At 65.4% G+C, this 16,242-nt stretch carries 11 protein-coding genes; 7 read left to right on the plus strand and 4 right to left on the minus strand.

Annotation, left to right across the window (positions count from 1 at the left end):
- Positions 1–41: 41 nt before the first annotated feature.
- Genes AC1HFH_RS19015 through AC1HFH_RS19030 form a run of 4 tightly spaced genes read right to left on the minus strand, consistent with a single transcriptional unit; the run spans position 42 to position 7,972 of the window.
- Positions 42–3,245 (minus strand): type I restriction endonuclease subunit R, encoded by a 3,204-nt coding sequence (locus tag AC1HFH_RS19015; RefSeq protein WP_480244137.1) that lies wholly within the window; start codon positions 3,243–3,245, stop codon positions 42–44.
- Positions 3,245–4,441 (minus strand): restriction endonuclease subunit S, encoded by a 1,197-nt coding sequence (locus AC1HFH_RS19020; RefSeq protein WP_480244138.1) that lies wholly within the window; start codon positions 4,439–4,441, stop codon positions 3,245–3,247. Before AC1HFH_RS19020 ends, AC1HFH_RS19015 begins: the two co-directional genes overlap by 1 nt.
- Complete coding sequence (locus AC1HFH_RS19025; protein ID WP_480244139.1) at positions 4,431–6,053, minus strand: class I SAM-dependent DNA methyltransferase; 1,623 nt, start codon at positions 6,051–6,053, stop codon at positions 4,431–4,433. The genes AC1HFH_RS19020 and AC1HFH_RS19025 overlap by 11 nt, the downstream gene beginning before the upstream one ends.
- Before the next feature lie 23 nt (positions 6,054–6,076).
- On the minus strand, positions 6,077–7,972 hold the full coding sequence (locus tag AC1HFH_RS19030) for a hypothetical protein (protein ID WP_480244140.1): 1,896 nt from the start codon (positions 7,970–7,972) through the stop codon (positions 6,077–6,079).
- A 668-nt stretch (positions 7,973–8,640) separates the two neighbouring features.
- On the opposite strand from AC1HFH_RS19030, the gene AC1HFH_RS19035 reads away from it, so the two are divergent.
- The 7 genes from AC1HFH_RS19035 to AC1HFH_RS19065 all read left to right on the plus strand — a co-directional run bounded on the left by AC1HFH_RS19035 (position 8,641) and on the right by AC1HFH_RS19065 (position 15,894).
- A complete protein-coding gene (locus AC1HFH_RS19035; protein ID WP_480244141.1) occupies positions 8,641–9,084 on the plus strand; it encodes a DUF4352 domain-containing protein in 444 nt (147 codons plus the stop codon).
- A gap of 128 nt (positions 9,085–9,212) precedes the next feature.
- Positions 9,213–9,509, plus strand: coding sequence for a hypothetical protein (locus tag AC1HFH_RS19040; RefSeq protein WP_480244142.1), 297 nt, complete (start codon positions 9,213–9,215; stop codon positions 9,507–9,509).
- Positions 9,506–10,042, plus strand: coding sequence for a hypothetical protein (locus AC1HFH_RS19045; RefSeq protein ID WP_480244143.1), 537 nt, complete (start codon positions 9,506–9,508; stop codon positions 10,040–10,042). The genes AC1HFH_RS19040 and AC1HFH_RS19045 overlap by 4 nt, the downstream gene beginning before the upstream one ends.
- Positions 10,039–10,620, plus strand: coding sequence for a 3'-5' exonuclease (locus AC1HFH_RS19050; RefSeq protein ID WP_480244144.1), 582 nt, complete (start codon positions 10,039–10,041; stop codon positions 10,618–10,620). The genes AC1HFH_RS19045 and AC1HFH_RS19050 overlap by 4 nt, the downstream gene beginning before the upstream one ends.
- Before the next feature lie 559 nt (positions 10,621–11,179).
- Positions 11,180–11,566 carry a hypothetical protein gene (locus AC1HFH_RS19055; RefSeq protein WP_480244145.1) on the plus strand — a complete coding sequence of 129 codons (387 nt, stop codon included), beginning with the start codon at positions 11,180–11,182 and terminating at the stop codon, positions 11,564–11,566.
- Positions 11,567–11,683: 117 nt separating this feature from the next.
- On the plus strand, positions 11,684–14,398 hold the full coding sequence (locus tag AC1HFH_RS19060; RefSeq protein ID WP_480244146.1) for a hypothetical protein: 2,715 nt from the start codon (positions 11,684–11,686) through the stop codon (positions 14,396–14,398).
- Positions 14,395–15,894, plus strand: coding sequence for an AAA family ATPase (locus AC1HFH_RS19065; protein WP_480244147.1), 1,500 nt, complete (start codon positions 14,395–14,397; stop codon positions 15,892–15,894). Before AC1HFH_RS19060 ends, AC1HFH_RS19065 begins: the two co-directional genes overlap by 4 nt.
- Positions 15,895–16,242 lie beyond the last annotated feature (348 nt).

A 16,242-nucleotide genomic window follows, 5' to 3' on the forward strand; every position in this document is an offset into this window, starting at 1 on the left:
GTTCGTTACATGTGTCACCGCGAGCCGACTGGGCAGGGCAGTCACACACCCGCCCGCCGCTCCTCGGCCATCCGCGGGGCCATGGCCTCCATCTGTTCGATGACCACCTTGATGGCGTCGGCGCGCTTGTCCGGCGGGTACTTGTACTTGATGAGCAGCCGTTTGATCGAGGACCGCAGTTTCGCGCGGACGTCGTCGCGGACTGTCCAATCGGTCTTGATGTCGCGCCGCATCACCTTCACCAGTTCGCGGGCGATCTGGCCGAGGACGTCGTCGCCCATTTGTTCTACGGCGGACTCGTTTTCGTGGACTGCGTCGTAGAAGGCGAGTTCGTCGTCGTCCAGGGGTGGGGTGAAGTTCTGGCCGCGGTCGCGTTCGGCGCGCGCTTCGCGGGCGAGTTCGATGAGTTCGGCGATGACTTCTGCGGAGGTGATCTGCTGGTTGGTGTACTTGTTCATCAGCTCACGGATGCGTTCGGAGAAGGCGCGCTGCCGGGTCAGGTTGTTCCGGGTGACGTGGCGTACTTCTTCGGTGAGCAATGCCCGCAGCGCTTCGATCGCAAGGTGCGGGTTCTCGGCATTGCGGGTCTGCTCCTCGAACTCCGGTGTCAGTTCGGTGAGCGAGGGTTTGGGCATTCCGGCGGCGGCATAGATGTCGACGATCTCGCCGGAGGCGGTGGACTGCTCGACGAGGACCTCGAGCAGCCGCTGCGTGTCGGCCGGAAGGGGCTTGCCTTCGGCTTGCCGCTGTGCGGCGTCACACTTCGCCATCCAGACCCGGGTCTCTTGGTAGAACTTCGCCACCGGACGGAGGTCTGCGAGGTTCTCCGAGCCGGAGGATACTGCCCACGCCCGCGCCAACTCGTTGGCGAGTTTGCGGAACCGGTCGGCCAGGGTCGGTTCCCCCTCGGGTACTTGGTTGCCGGGGGTGCTCGGTGAACGCAGGTATTCCATCAGGCCCTGCACTACCTTCAACCATTGCCGGGGCCCGCCGGGGCCGAGCTTCTGCCGCCACGGGTATCCCTCGCACAACTGGTCCAGCGAATCGATCAGCTGACGGGTCAACGCGATGACTTCGTCGAGGTTCTGTCCGACCGGCCGCTTCTCCTGGTCGCTGGCGGTGTATTCCTTCAGCGCCTGTTCGAGGTTGTCGGCGATCGGCGCATACGCGACGACCAGGCCGTCCTGTTTGCCGGCGAAGGTCCGGTTCACCCGGGCGAGGGTCTGCATGAGCAGGGCGCCTTTGATCGGCCGGTCCAGGTACAGCGTGTGCAGCGGCGGCGCATCGAAGCCGGTGAGCAGCATGTTCTGCACGATCACCAGTTGCAGCGGATCGCCGGGGTCTTTCAGGCGGGCCTGGATCTTCTTGTTGTCACTGCCGCGGCGTCGATGTTTGGCGACCACGCCGGAGTCCTTGGCCGAGGACGAGTACACGACCTTGATGACGCCGTCGGCCAGATCATCGGAGTGCCAGCCGGGTTCGAGCGCGATGATCTCCTCGTACAGATTCGCGCAGATCTCCCGGGTGGCGCCGACGATGAGCGCTTTGCCCGGGCCGCCGATGAAGCTCTTCATCTGTTCCGAACGGTTGCGCCAGTGCTCAACGATGTCGCGGGCGACCGCACGAAGCCGTTCCGGTGCACCGTAGACGACGTTGAGGACGGCCACCGATTGCTCGATCCGGGCGCGCTCATCGTCGTCGAGACCGGCTGCGGCTTCATCTGCGGCACGGTCGATATCCTGGTCGGCCACTCCTTCGGCAACCCGCATCTGTGGTAGCCGCGGCTCGAACACCACCTTCACGGTGGCGCCGTCCTCCACCGCACGAGTGAGGTCGTAAACATGGATGTCCGTGCCGAATACCTTGCGGGTGTCCCTATCCTCGAACGAGATCGGGGTCCCCGTAAAGGCGATGAAGGTGGCACCAGGTAGTGCATCGCGGAGATGCCTCGCGTAGCCGTCGAGGTCGTCGTAGTGGCTTCGGTGTGCCTCGTCGACCACCACGATCACATTGCGCCGTTCGGTGAGCAGCGGATGGTCGAGGCCGGCCTGCTTCTCCTCCGGCGACAGCCCGAACTTCTGCAGGGTGGTGAAGTAGATGCCGCCGGTGGTGCGATCGGCCAGCGCGCTGCGCAGATCGGCGCGGCTGGTGATCTGGATCGGTTTCTCCGGCAGCAGCATCGACTGGTCGAAGGTCTGGAACAGTTGACCGTCGAGTTCGGTGCGGTCGGTCACCACCACCACGGTCGGGTTCTTCAGCCGGGGCTGTTTCGCGACGAGGTGGGTGTAGAGCTCCATCTCCATCGACTTGCCCGAGCCCTGGGTGTGCCAGACCACGCCGGCCTTGCCGTCGCTTTCCACCGCGTCCACGGTGCAGCCGACCGCTTTGGTGACGGCGAAGTACTGGTGCGGTTTGGCGATCCGCTTCACCAGGCCGTCACCGGTGCTGTCGAAGGCGACGAAGTTCCGCTGCAGCTGAAGGAATCGTTCCACCTGCAGCGCCCCGTCGAGGAGGTACTCGAGCTCGGTGCCGGTGTGTACGTCGTCGAGCACCTCGCCCGGCTTCACCGGCTTCCCGTCGTCGTCGACGTTCCACGGCGAGTAGTGGTTCAGCGGAGTGAACGGGGTGCCGTAACGCGCGGTGACACCGTCGCTGATCACCGACAGCACACAGAACCGGAAGGCGAGGGGGAACTCCTGCAGGTAGGTCCCCAGCTGCGCATGCGCCGCGGCCAGGTCGGCCGCCGGTGCACCAGCCTTCTTGAGTTCCATCAGCACCACCGGCATCCCGTTGAGGTAGAGCACCACATCGAAGCGCCGCTCCACATCCCGCGACCGGATGGTCACCTGGTTCACGGCGACGAACTCGTTGTCCTCCACCCGATTCCCCACCAGCCGGATCGTCGGGTTCTGCTCCACCCCCTCGTGGTCGATGTAGCTGATCCCGCGGAACCCGTGCACCAGGATGTCGTGGATCCGCTGGTTCTCGCCAATCGCATCCTGCGACTTCGGCGCCAGGATCTCCGCCCGCGCCTGATCCAGATACTGCGCCGGCACCTGCGGGTTCAGCTCCCGCATCTTCTCCAGCAACCGCCCCGGCAGCACCAGCTCATCCCACGAGCCCCGCCCCCGGTCGCTACCCGGCGCAATGTCCGCGCCACGCAACCCTTCCCACTCGTTCGTCGCCAGAACCTCGAGGGCGAAACCCTCCAGATCCGATTCGCTGGCACCACCGGAGTCGATCATCAGACTATCTCTTCCACTTTCTTTTCAGCATCTTTTACGCGGAGTTTGCCGGACATCAGAAGGGGGAGAAGTTCATCGCGGGTTCGGGCCAAGATCTCCGACTCGTGCACCAAACGGTGTCCAAAGTCAGACTGCATAGTCACCTCGGCGCTGAATTTAAGAGCATCCGCTTCACTCGACCATCTCACGGGAACGTCAGCGAGATCCTTCCATTTGGTGCGTGGCATCCGAGTTCCGTCTGAAGCTGAAGTGCATGCTTTAACCGCCTCATCGGAAGCCACAGCAGCCAACACCAACCCGGCGTACGACTCATCCTTTGACCGAACCACGATGATGTCGGTCGAGCATATTCCCGAGAAACCCGCAGAAACAACCTTATGAAAGTAGGGTCGCAGTTTGCCGAACAGGACATCACCGGCCATGAACTCCGACTTTGCACTGGCGACATCCCTTGCCGTGCCAGAGTCACTTGCCCACAATCGCCTCCGCGGAATGTGCTCCAACCCGAAGTACCTCGTATCCGGCCCAACCAGTTCGGGTGCAACCTGGTTCCGAATATTCCGAGCGATGTCTCCAATCACCAGATTCGACTCCGGCATCTCCAGATACATCGACCTTATCAGGTCATCCATTAGGGATAAAACGTGATCATTGGCAGCAATCTTGTCATCGAGCGCCCCCAACACCTCCGCAATCGCCCGCTGCGTTCCGATATCAGGAACATGGAGCGGAACTGCCGAGAGTATGGCAGTGTTCAGATTCAACATCGTTGCACCGACCGCATGCCTTCGAATCCACGAACGCGTCGAATCTGTTCCAAGGGCATACGAGATGAACTCGGCGCTTATCAGACGTTCGTCACCGACCCGCACGCGTAGGCACCCCGTGCCACACAACCACCCTACGTTCTCGCCCCTAACCAGCGCTCGCCGCTCAACATCACCTCGGCGGGAGTAGACAATGTCCCCCTTCGCCAGCCGATACTTGACCAGCCTGGCGACATCCTCATCGGAGACCCGAGCTATCCCTTCTTCGTCTATTCGGTTGTCGCCAATGTTCTTTGGCATAACAGTTGGCGTTCCATCTACTACATAGTCGGCCGCATGAAGCTGGGAACCGAACGGTCCGGTCTGAATTCCACCGCCGGCTTCCTCGCAGATATCTCCTAGCGTCCTCCTCCGCCAATCAGCTATCAAGGGCTTCCAACCTTTCTCGCACAGCCTTATCCAGCCGAATCGACTCGTCCATCGCGAGTATGAGATCTTTTGTCAGCCTCTGAAGTTTTAGATCCACGGCCTCCTCGTCAACCTCATCCGCAACCGCACCAACAAAACGTCCCGGAGTCAAGGCGTAATCAGCAGATTTCACCTCGTCGAGTGTGACCGACCGGCAAAATCCCGGAACATCCTCGTAAGCCGAATTCCGCGCAGCGGAATCTGTGCCCCGCCACGTATGGAAGGTATCCGAAATACTCGCGATATCATCGTCCGTCAGCGCCCGCTCAGCCCGGTCGACCATGTACCCAAGCTCTCGGGCATCGATGAACAGAATTTCTCTCCGGCGGTCGACCGAGCCGCCCTTCCCAGCCGATTTGTCCTTGGCAAAGAACCACACGCACACCGGGATACCAGTCGACCGGAACAGCTGGGTCGGCATGGCAACCATACAGGAAACCAGATCCGCCTCCACGATCCGGGCGCGAATATCCCCTTCTCCGTTGGAGTTCGACGACATCGATCCATTGGCCATCACGACGCCGGCATTACCACCGGGCGCCAACTTCGACAGCACATGCTGAATCCACGCATAGTTGGCGTTGTTGGCCGGCGGCACACCGAACTCCCACCGAGGATCATCGGTGTTCCGCGTCCAATCCTTGATATTGAACGGCGGATTCGTCATGACGTAATCCATCTTTACCTCGGCGTGCTGATCGCGCGCGAAGGTGTCACCCCATCGGGCACCGAGCCCCTTGTTATCGATCCCATGAATCGCGAGGTTCATCTTCGCCAGCCGCCAGGTTTCCTCGATGGCTTCCTGGCCGTAGATGACAATGTTCTGGGCGTCACCGTCGTGTGCCTCGATGAACTTCTCCGACTGCACGAACATACCACCGGACCCACAGCAGGGGTCGTAAATTCGCCCTCGATGCGGTTCCAGCACCTCGACGATGGTCTTGACGATGCTGGGCGGGGTGAAGAACTCGCCGCCCCGTTTGCCTTCGGCGCGGGCGAACTTCTCAAGGAAGTACTCGTAGACCTCCCCCATAAGGTCCCGTGCCCGATGCTCCCCCTGTCGGCTGAACCGCGCACTGTTGAACAGGTCGATCAGTTCACCGAGGCGGCGCTGGTCGATATTGTCCTTGTTGTAGATGCGGGGCAGGGTGCCGGCCAGGGACGGGTTGGCCGCCATCACCGCGTCCATGGCCTCGTCGATGAGCTGGCCGATGGTCTTTCCGGGGGCGTCGCCGTGCGCTGCCAAGCCCTTCGCGTTCTCGGCGAGGAAGGTCCAGCGGGCCGACGAGGGCACCAGGAATACTCCGTAGCCCTGGTATTCCTCGGGATCGTCGATGAGTTCGGCGATCTGCTCGTCGTCCATCCCGTCGGCCGCGAGTTCGGCGCGGATCGCTTCGCGGCGCTCGTCGTAGGCGTCCGAGACGTACTTCAGGAACACCAGGCCGAGGATGACTTCCTTGTACTGATGCGCCGACAGTGAGCCGCGGAGCTTGTCGGCCGCCTTCCACAGCGTGTCCTTGAGCTCCTTCATCGTCGACGGCGCCGACGGTTCCTTGCGCTTCCTCGGGGGCACCCGGGGGCTCCTCTCCTCGTTCATCACAACACCAGGTCCGCGGAGGTATCCAGGCTCACCGTGCCGGCGCTGATCCCGTCGATCAGGGCGCTGCGCAGCTCGTACACGGCCTGCAGGCCGGTACGCAGCCGGTGCTCGTAGGCGACGGCTTCGGCGAGGGCGGATTCCAACCGCATCGACTCATCATTGTCCAACCGGGGGACATTCCACGATTTCCAGTCCCGGACGTGCTCGGGGAGCCGGTTGATCACGGCGGCCAGGGCGTGCGGGCCGATGCCCGCTCCGCTGCGCAGTCGCAGTACCCGGGAGGGGGCGGCGACGAGGCCGCCGCCGGTGGTGTCGACCCGGGCCAGGGGGCGCGGGCGTTCCAGGAAGATGACGTCGCCTGGTTCGGTGCGTACGGCCCGGCCGTAGCGGTGTTGTGCGTCGAACGGGTCCAGGAAGTGGCCGTCGGTGCTGCCGTCGGCGGCGAGGACGGCGACGGTGCCGGCGGGGTCGGCGTCGTCGAGGGCGATGCGGCAGCCCCGATGCATCCGCACCTGTTTGGTGTCGGCGAGCTCGCCGAGGGAACGTTGCGTGACGAACAGTTCACCGGGGCCGGGTTTCACTCGGACATCGAAGGTGGCGATCGGGTCGGCGGTGATCAACGTGGCCGAATGTACTCGCCCGGCGTCGTCGGCCGGGCTGGATATCCACAGTCGGGTAGCCGTGGCACCGCGTGGGACCACGGCCCGGCCGGCGCGGATATCGGCTGCTCTGGTCCGGCGGGCATAGCGGAAGGTCCGCGCCGCCTGGGCCTGCTGGTCGCCGAGGGCGGCGGCGATGTCGGTGGCGAGTCCCTCATGGTCGAGATCGGCCGGAACGACGGAGCCGAGGTCGGCGACTATCGGGAACTCGAACTCGGCGCCACCGACACAGATCCACACGCCGAGGGCCTGGCGGTGGGCTTCCCGCCACATTCCGCGCGGCAGCCGCAGCGCAACGGCCAGCCCGCAGATGCGCAACGTCTTCGAGCGGAAGTTCTCCGGCTCACCACGCAGGTCGTCGCACAGGGCTGCGGCGGGGCCGACCACCATGGCCAGCTCACCATGTTCGAGCTCCAGCAAGGCGGTGTCGAGGACGTCCAGCGCATCGGACACCTCCCGGCCGATCACCGACAGCACCCGCACCCGAGGGCCGGGTTCGGCCGGCTGCAGGTCGATGTCGCGAATCGTTGCCCGGCGGGCGAGTGCCCGGGCCGGTGCACCGTCTCCGATCACCTGGACACTGGTGTCCTCATCGGCCAGCGCCAGGATCAACGACGGTGACTCGCCGGCCGTGACCAGTGGGGCGCCCTCCGGATCCAACTCGCGGCGGCAGGTCTCGGTGACGGTGCGCAGCACGGAAAAGGCGTGCTCGGTGAGGTCTCGGTCCGCCACCTCCCGACCGGCCCGAGATGTCTCCAGACGAGTCAGGGCGTCGGCCGGGCCGTAAGCGCATTCGGACAGCTCATCGATGAATCGGCACAGGTCCTCGCGGATGGTCATGCCGGCGACCTCCCGGGCGAGCAGTTCGTCTTCCGGGTCGAACCCCTGTGCGTGCTCGAGAACCTCCTCGGGACTCAGCTCACCGAGCTCACCGCCGATCAGGCCGTGCAAACACAGGAGCGTGACCAGGCTCTCCAGCTCCGCTGCCTCGGGCACCGTGACCCCGGGGGCGTCGAGCCGATACTCGCGGTTGTTTCCGCGGCCGGTCCGTTCCAGCCAGTCGACGACTTCGTCCCGACGAAACCGCTCGATGCCGTCCACGTGGCCGACCGGGTCAGGAAACGGCATCTGCACTCCACGCACCTGGGTGCGACGCCGCCACATCGAGACCACGGCACGCTGCACCCGTGCCAGATCGGCAATGTCCTGCAAGGTCAGCGTCGGGTCGTGCATCGGGTGTTCCATCGGTCCGCCTCGTCTCCCTCCGTGCTACGTGGCAGATCCGACATTACGACTCGGCGGTGCGGGTTCATATGGAAATCACTGATAAGGCGCCTTATCAGTGATTCTGCTCGACGCCGTTCCGTTCCTGGGTGGATTCTCGATCCCGTACCGAACACTGAGCGAGGGAGGACACGATGCGTAGTCGACAACGGCGCGGCCGGCAGTGCCGAAACCGCCGGCCTGCAGCCCACCGCGAACTGACGATTCGCTCCGGCACCGACCTCGCAGCGTTTCCACCGCTGGTCCCGTTGTCGCTGTGCCGCAGCGGAAAGTTGCGGTACCGCTGCTTCCGCGACGCGGACACCGCGCTCGCCGGCATCGACCACACCGACCCGAAGCGCCGGGAGCGGCGGGTGTACCGGTGCCCGATCTGCGCAGGCTGGCACCTCACAAGCCAGGAGTTTCGCCCACGGAACTCCGAAAGCCCCAGCGTAAGCAGCAGATAGCGAACTTCCACCTCGCTGTCGATACAGCCCTTATCAGAACGACATCTCGACGCCGTGATCACGCGGGTGATCGAGTGGTTCGCCGTCGCTCTGCGACGGTGCACCGCGCGTGCGGCGAGAGCCATCTACGAAACCCACCGGCCCACAGCGGGTCGAACCCTAGGAGTACACATGCGTAAGTTCACCGTCGGCATCATGCTGGCCGCCGCCACCGTCCTCGGCGTCACCGCGTGCGAGACCGGCGATCTCGCGACCGACAACGTCGCCACTCAGGAGCACGAGGACGTACAGATGACGGCTCATCCGGCCGCATTCGTGCCGAGCATCATCCACGACGGCTCCCCTGCCACGGCGGTTCAGGTGGCGGTCACCAACATCAGCCCCGACAAGGCGCTGTCGGTGAATCCCCTGGACTTCTCGATCACCGACACCGAAGGCGTGAAGCACAGCATCGACATCGGTGCCGCCGAGGATCAGATCGAGCTCACCGAGCTGCAGCCCGGGGAAACCGTTCAGGGAACTGTCGCCGCGGAAGGCGCCTTCACACCGGCCAAGGTGACCTTCTCGAAGATGTTCGGCGGCGCACTGATCGTCGACGTCACCCCTGCGCAGTAGCTGACCAGCGTCCCGGACGGGCGGGACCTGACCGACCCTCCGTCACCTGGATCAGCCCGCTCTGTCGACGGATCCCATTCCAGCCCATTCATCTCCGGCAGCACGCCGGGCGACTTCACGGAGTACCCATGTTCACTCGCACTCGTTTCACCCGTTCTGCCCTCGCCCTCGGCGCTGCCGCAGCCCTCGCCGGCCTCGGCGCCGGCACCGCGCAGGCCGAGCAGCACCTGCGCCACTACTCCGGCTACGACGCGCAGTGGGCGTGCAATGCCGACAAGGCGACCGTCGGGCATGTGGACGGCGCAGTCGTGCTGTGCGACCGGCTCAACAACGGCCGGTACCGCCTGTCGGTGGTGCCCTACCCGGAAATCCCACTGCATCTTGCCACTCTCATGGTGACCGGCAGCTTCGACGGGCTCTCATGACGGAGCACACGCTGGTCGCCGTACTCGACCGCGCCGATGACGAGTGGGTGGTCTGGCACGTCGACACCGGAGCGGATCGTGGCACTTCCCGCCTCACCGGTGCCTGGGTGCTCGATACCGGACAGGCCCGCGAACTCGGACTGCTGGTGCACGGTTTGCTCGGCATCTACTGCCACAAGCGATTCGAGCTTCCCGACGGAATCCGGCTCGCCGCCGAGCTGGACCCGGTACGGACCCGTGACCGGGTCCGATCCGAGATCGCGGCGCTCGACCGGCGATTCGCTGAACGCCAGCGGACGGTGCGCCACCAGTTGGTGCCACCCCGGTGGCCGGAACCACCGCTACCCAGCCCGGAGCCGCTCGTGACGTGGGCGGCGAGCCCCGAGATCGGACCGGCGTTGACGGTCGCGACCGGGCTCGCCGACCTGGCCCGCGTGTGGTCCGACGTCGAAGACATCCGGCTCACCCGCCCCTACCTGCGCTCACTCGGCGGCCCCACCGCCAGGCCTCTACCTGTGGAGACTCACCCATGACCCAGCACCTGTCCTTCGCCGCATTCGACGTCGAAACCGCAAATCCGAAGCGCGGCAGCATCTGCTCGGTCGGCGTCGCCGTGGTCCGCGACGGCCGGCCCGCCGGAGCGTTCTCATGGCTCTGCCGGCCACCGGCCGGAATCGACCACTTCTCGCCCTGGAATATGCGGGTGCACGGGATCACGCCGGACCTGGTTGCCGGACAGCCGACGTTCGCGCGGCAACTGCCCGAGATCCTCGCCGCTATCGGCGACCTGCCGGTGGTCGCACACAATGCGGACTTCGACATGTCCGCGATGCGGCAGGCCTGCGACCACAGCGGGGTTGCAGTGCCGTACTGGCAGTACGGATGCACGATGCAGTGGGCACAGCAGCTGCTGTCGCTGCCGAAGTACAAGCTGCCGGATGTCGCGGACGCGCTGGGAGTTCGGGTGCGCGATCATCACCGCGCCGACCACGACGCGATCATGGCCGCGGAGATCACCATCGGGCTGGCTCACCGTGCCGGTGTCGCCACGCTCGCCGAGCTCACACAGGTGGCCGGGCCACTGCGAACTCTGGCACCGGTGTACCGATGAAGCCACCCGATACCACCGGCCGGCGAAATCTGCAGCAACTGAGACAGACTCTCGCCGACCTGGCCGATGGAGACATCGTGACCGCCACCCTCCGGTCGGTGTTGTTCGGGCCCTACTGCATCGCGGGGCAGGTGGTCGAATCCGCATCGACCGGTACTCATCTGCTGGGCGGGCAACCGCTCGACACCGGCGGGCGAGCGCGACGACCGGCACCGGAACTGTTCGAACTACACACAGATGCTCACCGACCAGCACCTACCGATGTCGTCGGGGTCGCCGACCTGACCCACGGGGATCTCGTGACAGCAGTCTTCGAACAACAGCCCTACCAGCAATTCACCATAACCGGATTCGCGGTGCGAGCGATCCCAGGTGGCGGGCGGTTCGTAGTAGGCGGCTGGTTCCTCACCCGCCCGGGATCGGCGATGCCTGCGCCGCGTCTCACCGCACTGCGCGTGACCCCATCGGGTGCGGCCGCAGCGCTCACGATTCCGCCGCCTATCGAGCGGTGGCCCGAGCCAGACGATCGAACCATATCCACCACCGAGGAGGACCTCCGATGACGAACCCCCAAGACGAGCCGAACCAGCCCCCTGTGCCCCCGCTGAGCGGGCAGTTCCCGGTGCCGTTTCCGCCTCCCGGCTCGGTACCGGGACCGGTGCCCGGACCGTTGACCGAGGCATCTCCTGAACAACGTCGGCAGGCACTTGCCATGGCGGTCGGCTCAGAGGTCGCCCGCGGCGGACGGGTGGAATCGCAGACCGATGTCAATGCGGTCATCGTCTTCGGCTCGAAACCGAACCACATGCTGCACCTGCTGTTGAGTGTGTTCACCTGTGGGCTCTGGCTGTGCGTATGGCCGATCGTGGCCGTGCTGCAGAAGGAATCGCGGGTGATGATCACCGTCGACCCGTTCGGCCAGGTGTTGCGCCAGCAGACGAGCTGAAACAACCGCACGGCAATCGCCCGTAGCGGCCATGAATCGCCTGATCGAGCTCGTCATGCGGGCGATTTCCGCCGACGAAGCGTCCCGTCCACGACCGACTATGGTAAGGGTTTCGCCATGACCAGCACCTCGGTGGGCGGCGCCACCAGCGCCGTCGCCGCCTCCGCCCACGCTGCCTGCGCACGCTTCCGCGGCACCGATCCGCTGATCGTCGGCCGTACCCGACGCAAGCTGGCGGCCGAGGTGGGCTTCGCCGACGATTCCGGGCGTATCCCCCAGGCCAGGTGGATGAAGGCGATGACCTTCGAACGTCTGGTGCGCGATGAGAAGTTCGTGAGCGAGATCGCCACGACGACAGTGGGACGGTTGGGGTTGGCCCGGCCGACCGAGGTGGTGACGGCGAATGCGCAGGTGCAGCTGGACCGGACGGTGGAGCTGCTCGGTACGGCGCACGACCGGGCGCTGCAGCGGGGCGCGGCGACGCTGATCCACGGTTTGGCGATTCCGTTCCCCGGTTTCGAGAACGATCAGGCCACCGAGGTGAAGCCGGATTTCGCGGTGGTGGCTCCGGCTGTCGGTGGGGACGAGAGCTGGCTGATCATGGGGGATGTCAAGGACTACGAGCGGGTGCGGTCCCGGATCCAGGACGGCCGGCTGCTGAAGGGTTTTCTGCAGGTGGCACTTGGGGCGGAGGCGGCGCAGGCGTGGTCGCGGCTGCCGGCGGGGATGGCGGTGCACGAGTGCGGCGTGCTGGCGGTGCCACGCAACGCGTTTCTGCAGCCGGCTGCGCTGGTGGAACAGCTGGATGATCATCGGGCCGAGGTGCGGATGCGGGTGGCGGAACGGCGTGCGGAGGCCGAGAGGCATCCCTACGACGAGTCGGCGGGTTTGGTGCGGTACGTGTCGCATCTGCGGTCGGAGTTCGACCCGGGCAGCTGTACCACGTGCACGCTGTTCTCCTACTGCCGCAACGAACTGCGGTCGTCGAACGAGCCCGGCGATCTGCTGGTGACGCTCGGCATCAGCCCCGATATCCGCCCGCACCTCGTCGGGATCGTCGATGGCAGCGGTACCGGTGCCGGGACGGTTGCGCCGGCGTCAGTGGTGGCGAATGTGACGGCTACTCGGGACGGGGTGGCCCAGCCGACGGGCCAGCGGCGGATCGACCCGGCGGGGCTGCCCGGCACGATCAATGTGGTGGTGGCCAAGTCCGATACAGCCGCGCTCGGGATCCACGGCATCGCGTTGCAACGGGTCACGATGCAGGGAAGGGAGCCGTGGCAGCTCACTGTCTTCCGGGACCGTCAGTCGTCGCCACAGACTCGCCGGGAGGTGATGCGGCTGCTCGGGGTGCAGCTCCGGGCGGCCATGGACGAGCAGATCGCGGTGGACCCGACGGCGCCGGACCCGGTGCATCTGGTGGTTCCGGACCCGACGACGGCCGATGTACTCGCCTCGATCGCCGACAATCTGGCCGGCATCGAACTGAGCCGGCTGCGGTGGGAGCACGATCGCACGCAGGGCCGCACCCCGCTGACCTTCGACGGCGAACCGGCGGAGATCCCGGAGGCACTTCCGGCCACCACCCGCACCGCGGTGTCGTTCCTGCTCGAGGAGGACCGGGCGCGAGCACTCGAGCTGCGCGCACCGGTGGTCGATATTCGGGAAGCGTTGGCACGCCATTTCGTCGCCGGTGGCCCAGCCGTGGCGGCCGGCCGTTTGGACTATTTGCTGGGGTGGGCGGAATCGGGTGGCGCACACCGGCTGAACCCCGACGAGTTCGAAGACCGGATCGAGGCATGCGTGCACACCCCCGGCGCCCGGTTGACAAGCCGGCAGTCGGATGCCATCTATGCCGCCCTTGTCGGAACAGACGGGCAGCCCGCCGACCCGGCAGCCTACGAGGCGCTGGTCACCGAGGAACTGCGCTACAAATGCTCGGTACTCGAACGCGCCCTGGACGTGCTCGACTCCGTGCCGGATTCGATACTGCGTCCCGTGCACCGGGTGATCGAAGGTGATGCGCAGCAGGTGTGGCGTCGGCGACTCACCCTGCACGCCTCGGACCTCGTCCGATTCGGCCGCACCTACCGGCATTGGCGCAATTCCTTGGTTCCGGTGATCGAGAGCGATGGAAAGTGCCGGGACCAACTACTGGTGCTGGGGAATCCCCAGGTTGCCGCCGATCGTGCCGCGGCCGCCGGCGAACGTGCTGTTGCCGAGGCGACCGTGGTGCAGGTCGACCCGATCGTGCTGAATGTCCGGTCTCGGCGGATCGGCGAGGACACGCGGATCGTACTGCTGCATATCAACGACGATCCCTGTGTCGAACACCCGGATATCGAGCTCGCCGTGCAGAAGGGCAGCTTCAAGTTCACCGGGCTGGCGATCGGACCATTGGCAGGCTCCGACGACTCCGACCGCACATTCAGGTGGACGCCGGCATGTGAGCCAACACTTTCGGTCGGCGATCGGCTGGTGATCTCAGACTTCGAGTGGTTCTCCAGCAACAAGGGGAACAAGGCCCTCAATGTGGTGCGGCCGAAGGCCGACCAGATCTCGGCCCCCAAGCCCGACTGCGAACCCGGCTCCTACACCGACGACCCCGAGACACACCAGTACTGTTGTCGGCCACACGAAGACTCGGAGGCCGACTGGGCGGATCGCCTCGCCGAACGTCGTGCCAACGGCGAACTCAATCCGCAGGTGTGGCCCCCGGTCGTGGATGCGGACGCATTCGAGGTGACGCCGTCCGGTGCACCCACAGCAGCGTCCGCCGCACAGCCGGCGACGACCGTGCCCGACACCGTGACGATGGACGATCTCGAATGACACTCGAATTCACCCCGCCGCGCCGACAACTCACCGATCGGGTGCACCATGCCCGTGCCGCGGCAGGCAACGCGGCGGTCGCGGACGAGGCGATCGGGGTGCTGCGCGACGCCCTGACCGGACACGCGGAAATCGATCGGATCCTGCTCAAAGCGGCGGCCGGTGCGGGCAAGTCGTTCATCTTGCGGCAACTGGTCACCGAGGCCGTCACGGGCCCAGGCTGCGCGCGCGTCGCGGTCGTCGCTTTCACCAACAAACAGATCCACCCGCTGGCCAAATCGCTCGGCAGCAAGCTCGGCAAAGATCGAGTGTGCCTGTTCGTCTCCAAGGAGCGGGTGAACGATGTACCCAGCGATGCCGCCGAACACACGACCGTCGCCACCACCACATCCGACATTCCGCCCGAATGCGCGGTTGTCGTGTCCACGTCACACAAGCTCGGGGCGATCGGCGAGGCCAACCGGATGCGTACTCATTTCGGTCCTGCCGCGCACGAAGATTTCGTCTTCGATGTGCTGTTCGTCGACGAGGCATGGCAGCTGCCGCATCACCTGTTCGCGAAGGTCGCGAACGTCGCACCGATCACGGTCGGCGTCGGCGATGTCGGGCAGCTGCCGCCGCTGGAGGTCGGCACGAATCCGTGGCGCGGCGACCCCGGATACAACCCGTACCGGGCCTGGCCCACCGCCTACGACGGCGACGAACGCACCTGGTCGAAGGAGCTTCCTGCCGTGTGGCGGCCGACCGCCGAGCACCTGGATCTGTGGCGGGCGTTCTATCCCGAATGGGGTGAACTCCACTGTGTCGCTGCCCCTGGCGACCGGCGCCTGGTCGTCGGCAACGAACTGCCTACGCAGATCGCGCAGATCTGGGAACAGGTCGGAACCGGGGTGCCGACCCTGCTCGAGATCGCCGGCCTGCCGGAGCCCGAAGCCGCCGACGTCGACCTACCACTGATGCAAGCGATCGAATCGCTGCTCGACGGTCTCTTCTCGGCCGGTTTCGCACTCGAACACGCTGACTACGACAGCACCGGGACACCCACCGGGGCCGTGCACACACGCCGACCGGGCCACAGCCAGGGCGATCCACTACTCACGATCCTGGCGACCCGCAACCAAGCCGTCGACGACGCAACCGACCTCGTGGCGCGACTACGCACCGAATACGCACTCGACGACACCGATCTCGTGGCATCGACGGTGGATTCCTGGCAGGGACAGACGAACGGGATCACCGTTGCCGTGCACCCACTCAACTCGGCCGTCGCCCTCGACGAGTTCAACTCCGCCTTCGGTCGACTGGCAGTCACCTGTACCCGCGCCACCCACGGCCTGCTGATGGTGACCCGGCCCGGGCTCGACCAGCTCCTCGGTGAGTCCCCGGCCCGACCCGGAACCCCGTTCGGCGAACCCGGAAACCGGCAGCTGCCCCGGCAGACCCATCAACGCATCGTCGGAACCTTCGCTCGCGCGACGTTGAATCTGCGGCAATAGGCTGGGCGTACCACATCCTTCCAACGGAACGAAGGTGGGCGCCAAACCTGTGCGGGGCATCGTGACACCCATCAACGGGAACGTACACACCCACGATCTGGATCTGTGCCGCGAACATTCCCTCCTGTCCGTTACCTGCACCCGGGCTCGGGAGCTGCAGGTCAGCTGGCACGGACCGCAGAGTCCATTTCTCACCGCAGGATCTCGGACAACTAGCAGGTTCCCCGACTTCAGGCACCGTGAACTCTGCCGAATAATACTCTGCGCCTCACGTTCCCAGTGTCTGGGATGCGGCAGCTGCCGACCACCGGCACTCCGAGGCCGATCGGACGTACACGTGAAACTTTG

Source organism: Nocardia sp. KT25-26 (assembly GCF_056627695.1).

Excerpts from the sequence above, each read along its gene's own strand:
- AC1HFH_RS19030 (WP_480244140.1), bottom strand. The coding sequence starts at position 7,972 with ATGCACGACCCGACGCTGACCTTGCAGGACATTGCCGATCTGGCACGG.
- AC1HFH_RS19035 (WP_480244141.1), top strand. The coding sequence starts at position 8,641 with ATGCGTAAGTTCACCGTCGGCATCATGCTGGCCGCCGCCACCGTCCTC.
- AC1HFH_RS19040 (WP_480244142.1), top strand. The coding sequence starts at position 9,213 with ATGTTCACTCGCACTCGTTTCACCCGTTCTGCCCTCGCCCTCGGCGCT.
- AC1HFH_RS19060 (WP_480244146.1), top strand. The coding sequence starts at position 11,684 with ATGACCAGCACCTCGGTGGGCGGCGCCACCAGCGCCGTCGCCGCCTCC.
- AC1HFH_RS19050 (WP_480244144.1), top strand. The coding sequence starts at position 10,039 with ATGACCCAGCACCTGTCCTTCGCCGCATTCGACGTCGAAACCGCAAAT.
- AC1HFH_RS19045 (WP_480244143.1), top strand. The coding sequence starts at position 9,506 with ATGACGGAGCACACGCTGGTCGCCGTACTCGACCGCGCCGATGACGAG.
- AC1HFH_RS19015 (WP_480244137.1), bottom strand. The coding sequence starts at position 3,245 with ATGATCGACTCCGGTGGTGCCAGCGAATCGGATCTGGAGGGTTTCGCC.
- AC1HFH_RS19055 (WP_480244145.1), top strand. The coding sequence starts at position 11,180 with ATGACGAACCCCCAAGACGAGCCGAACCAGCCCCCTGTGCCCCCGCTG.
- AC1HFH_RS19065 (WP_480244147.1), top strand. The coding sequence starts at position 14,395 with ATGACACTCGAATTCACCCCGCCGCGCCGACAACTCACCGATCGGGTG.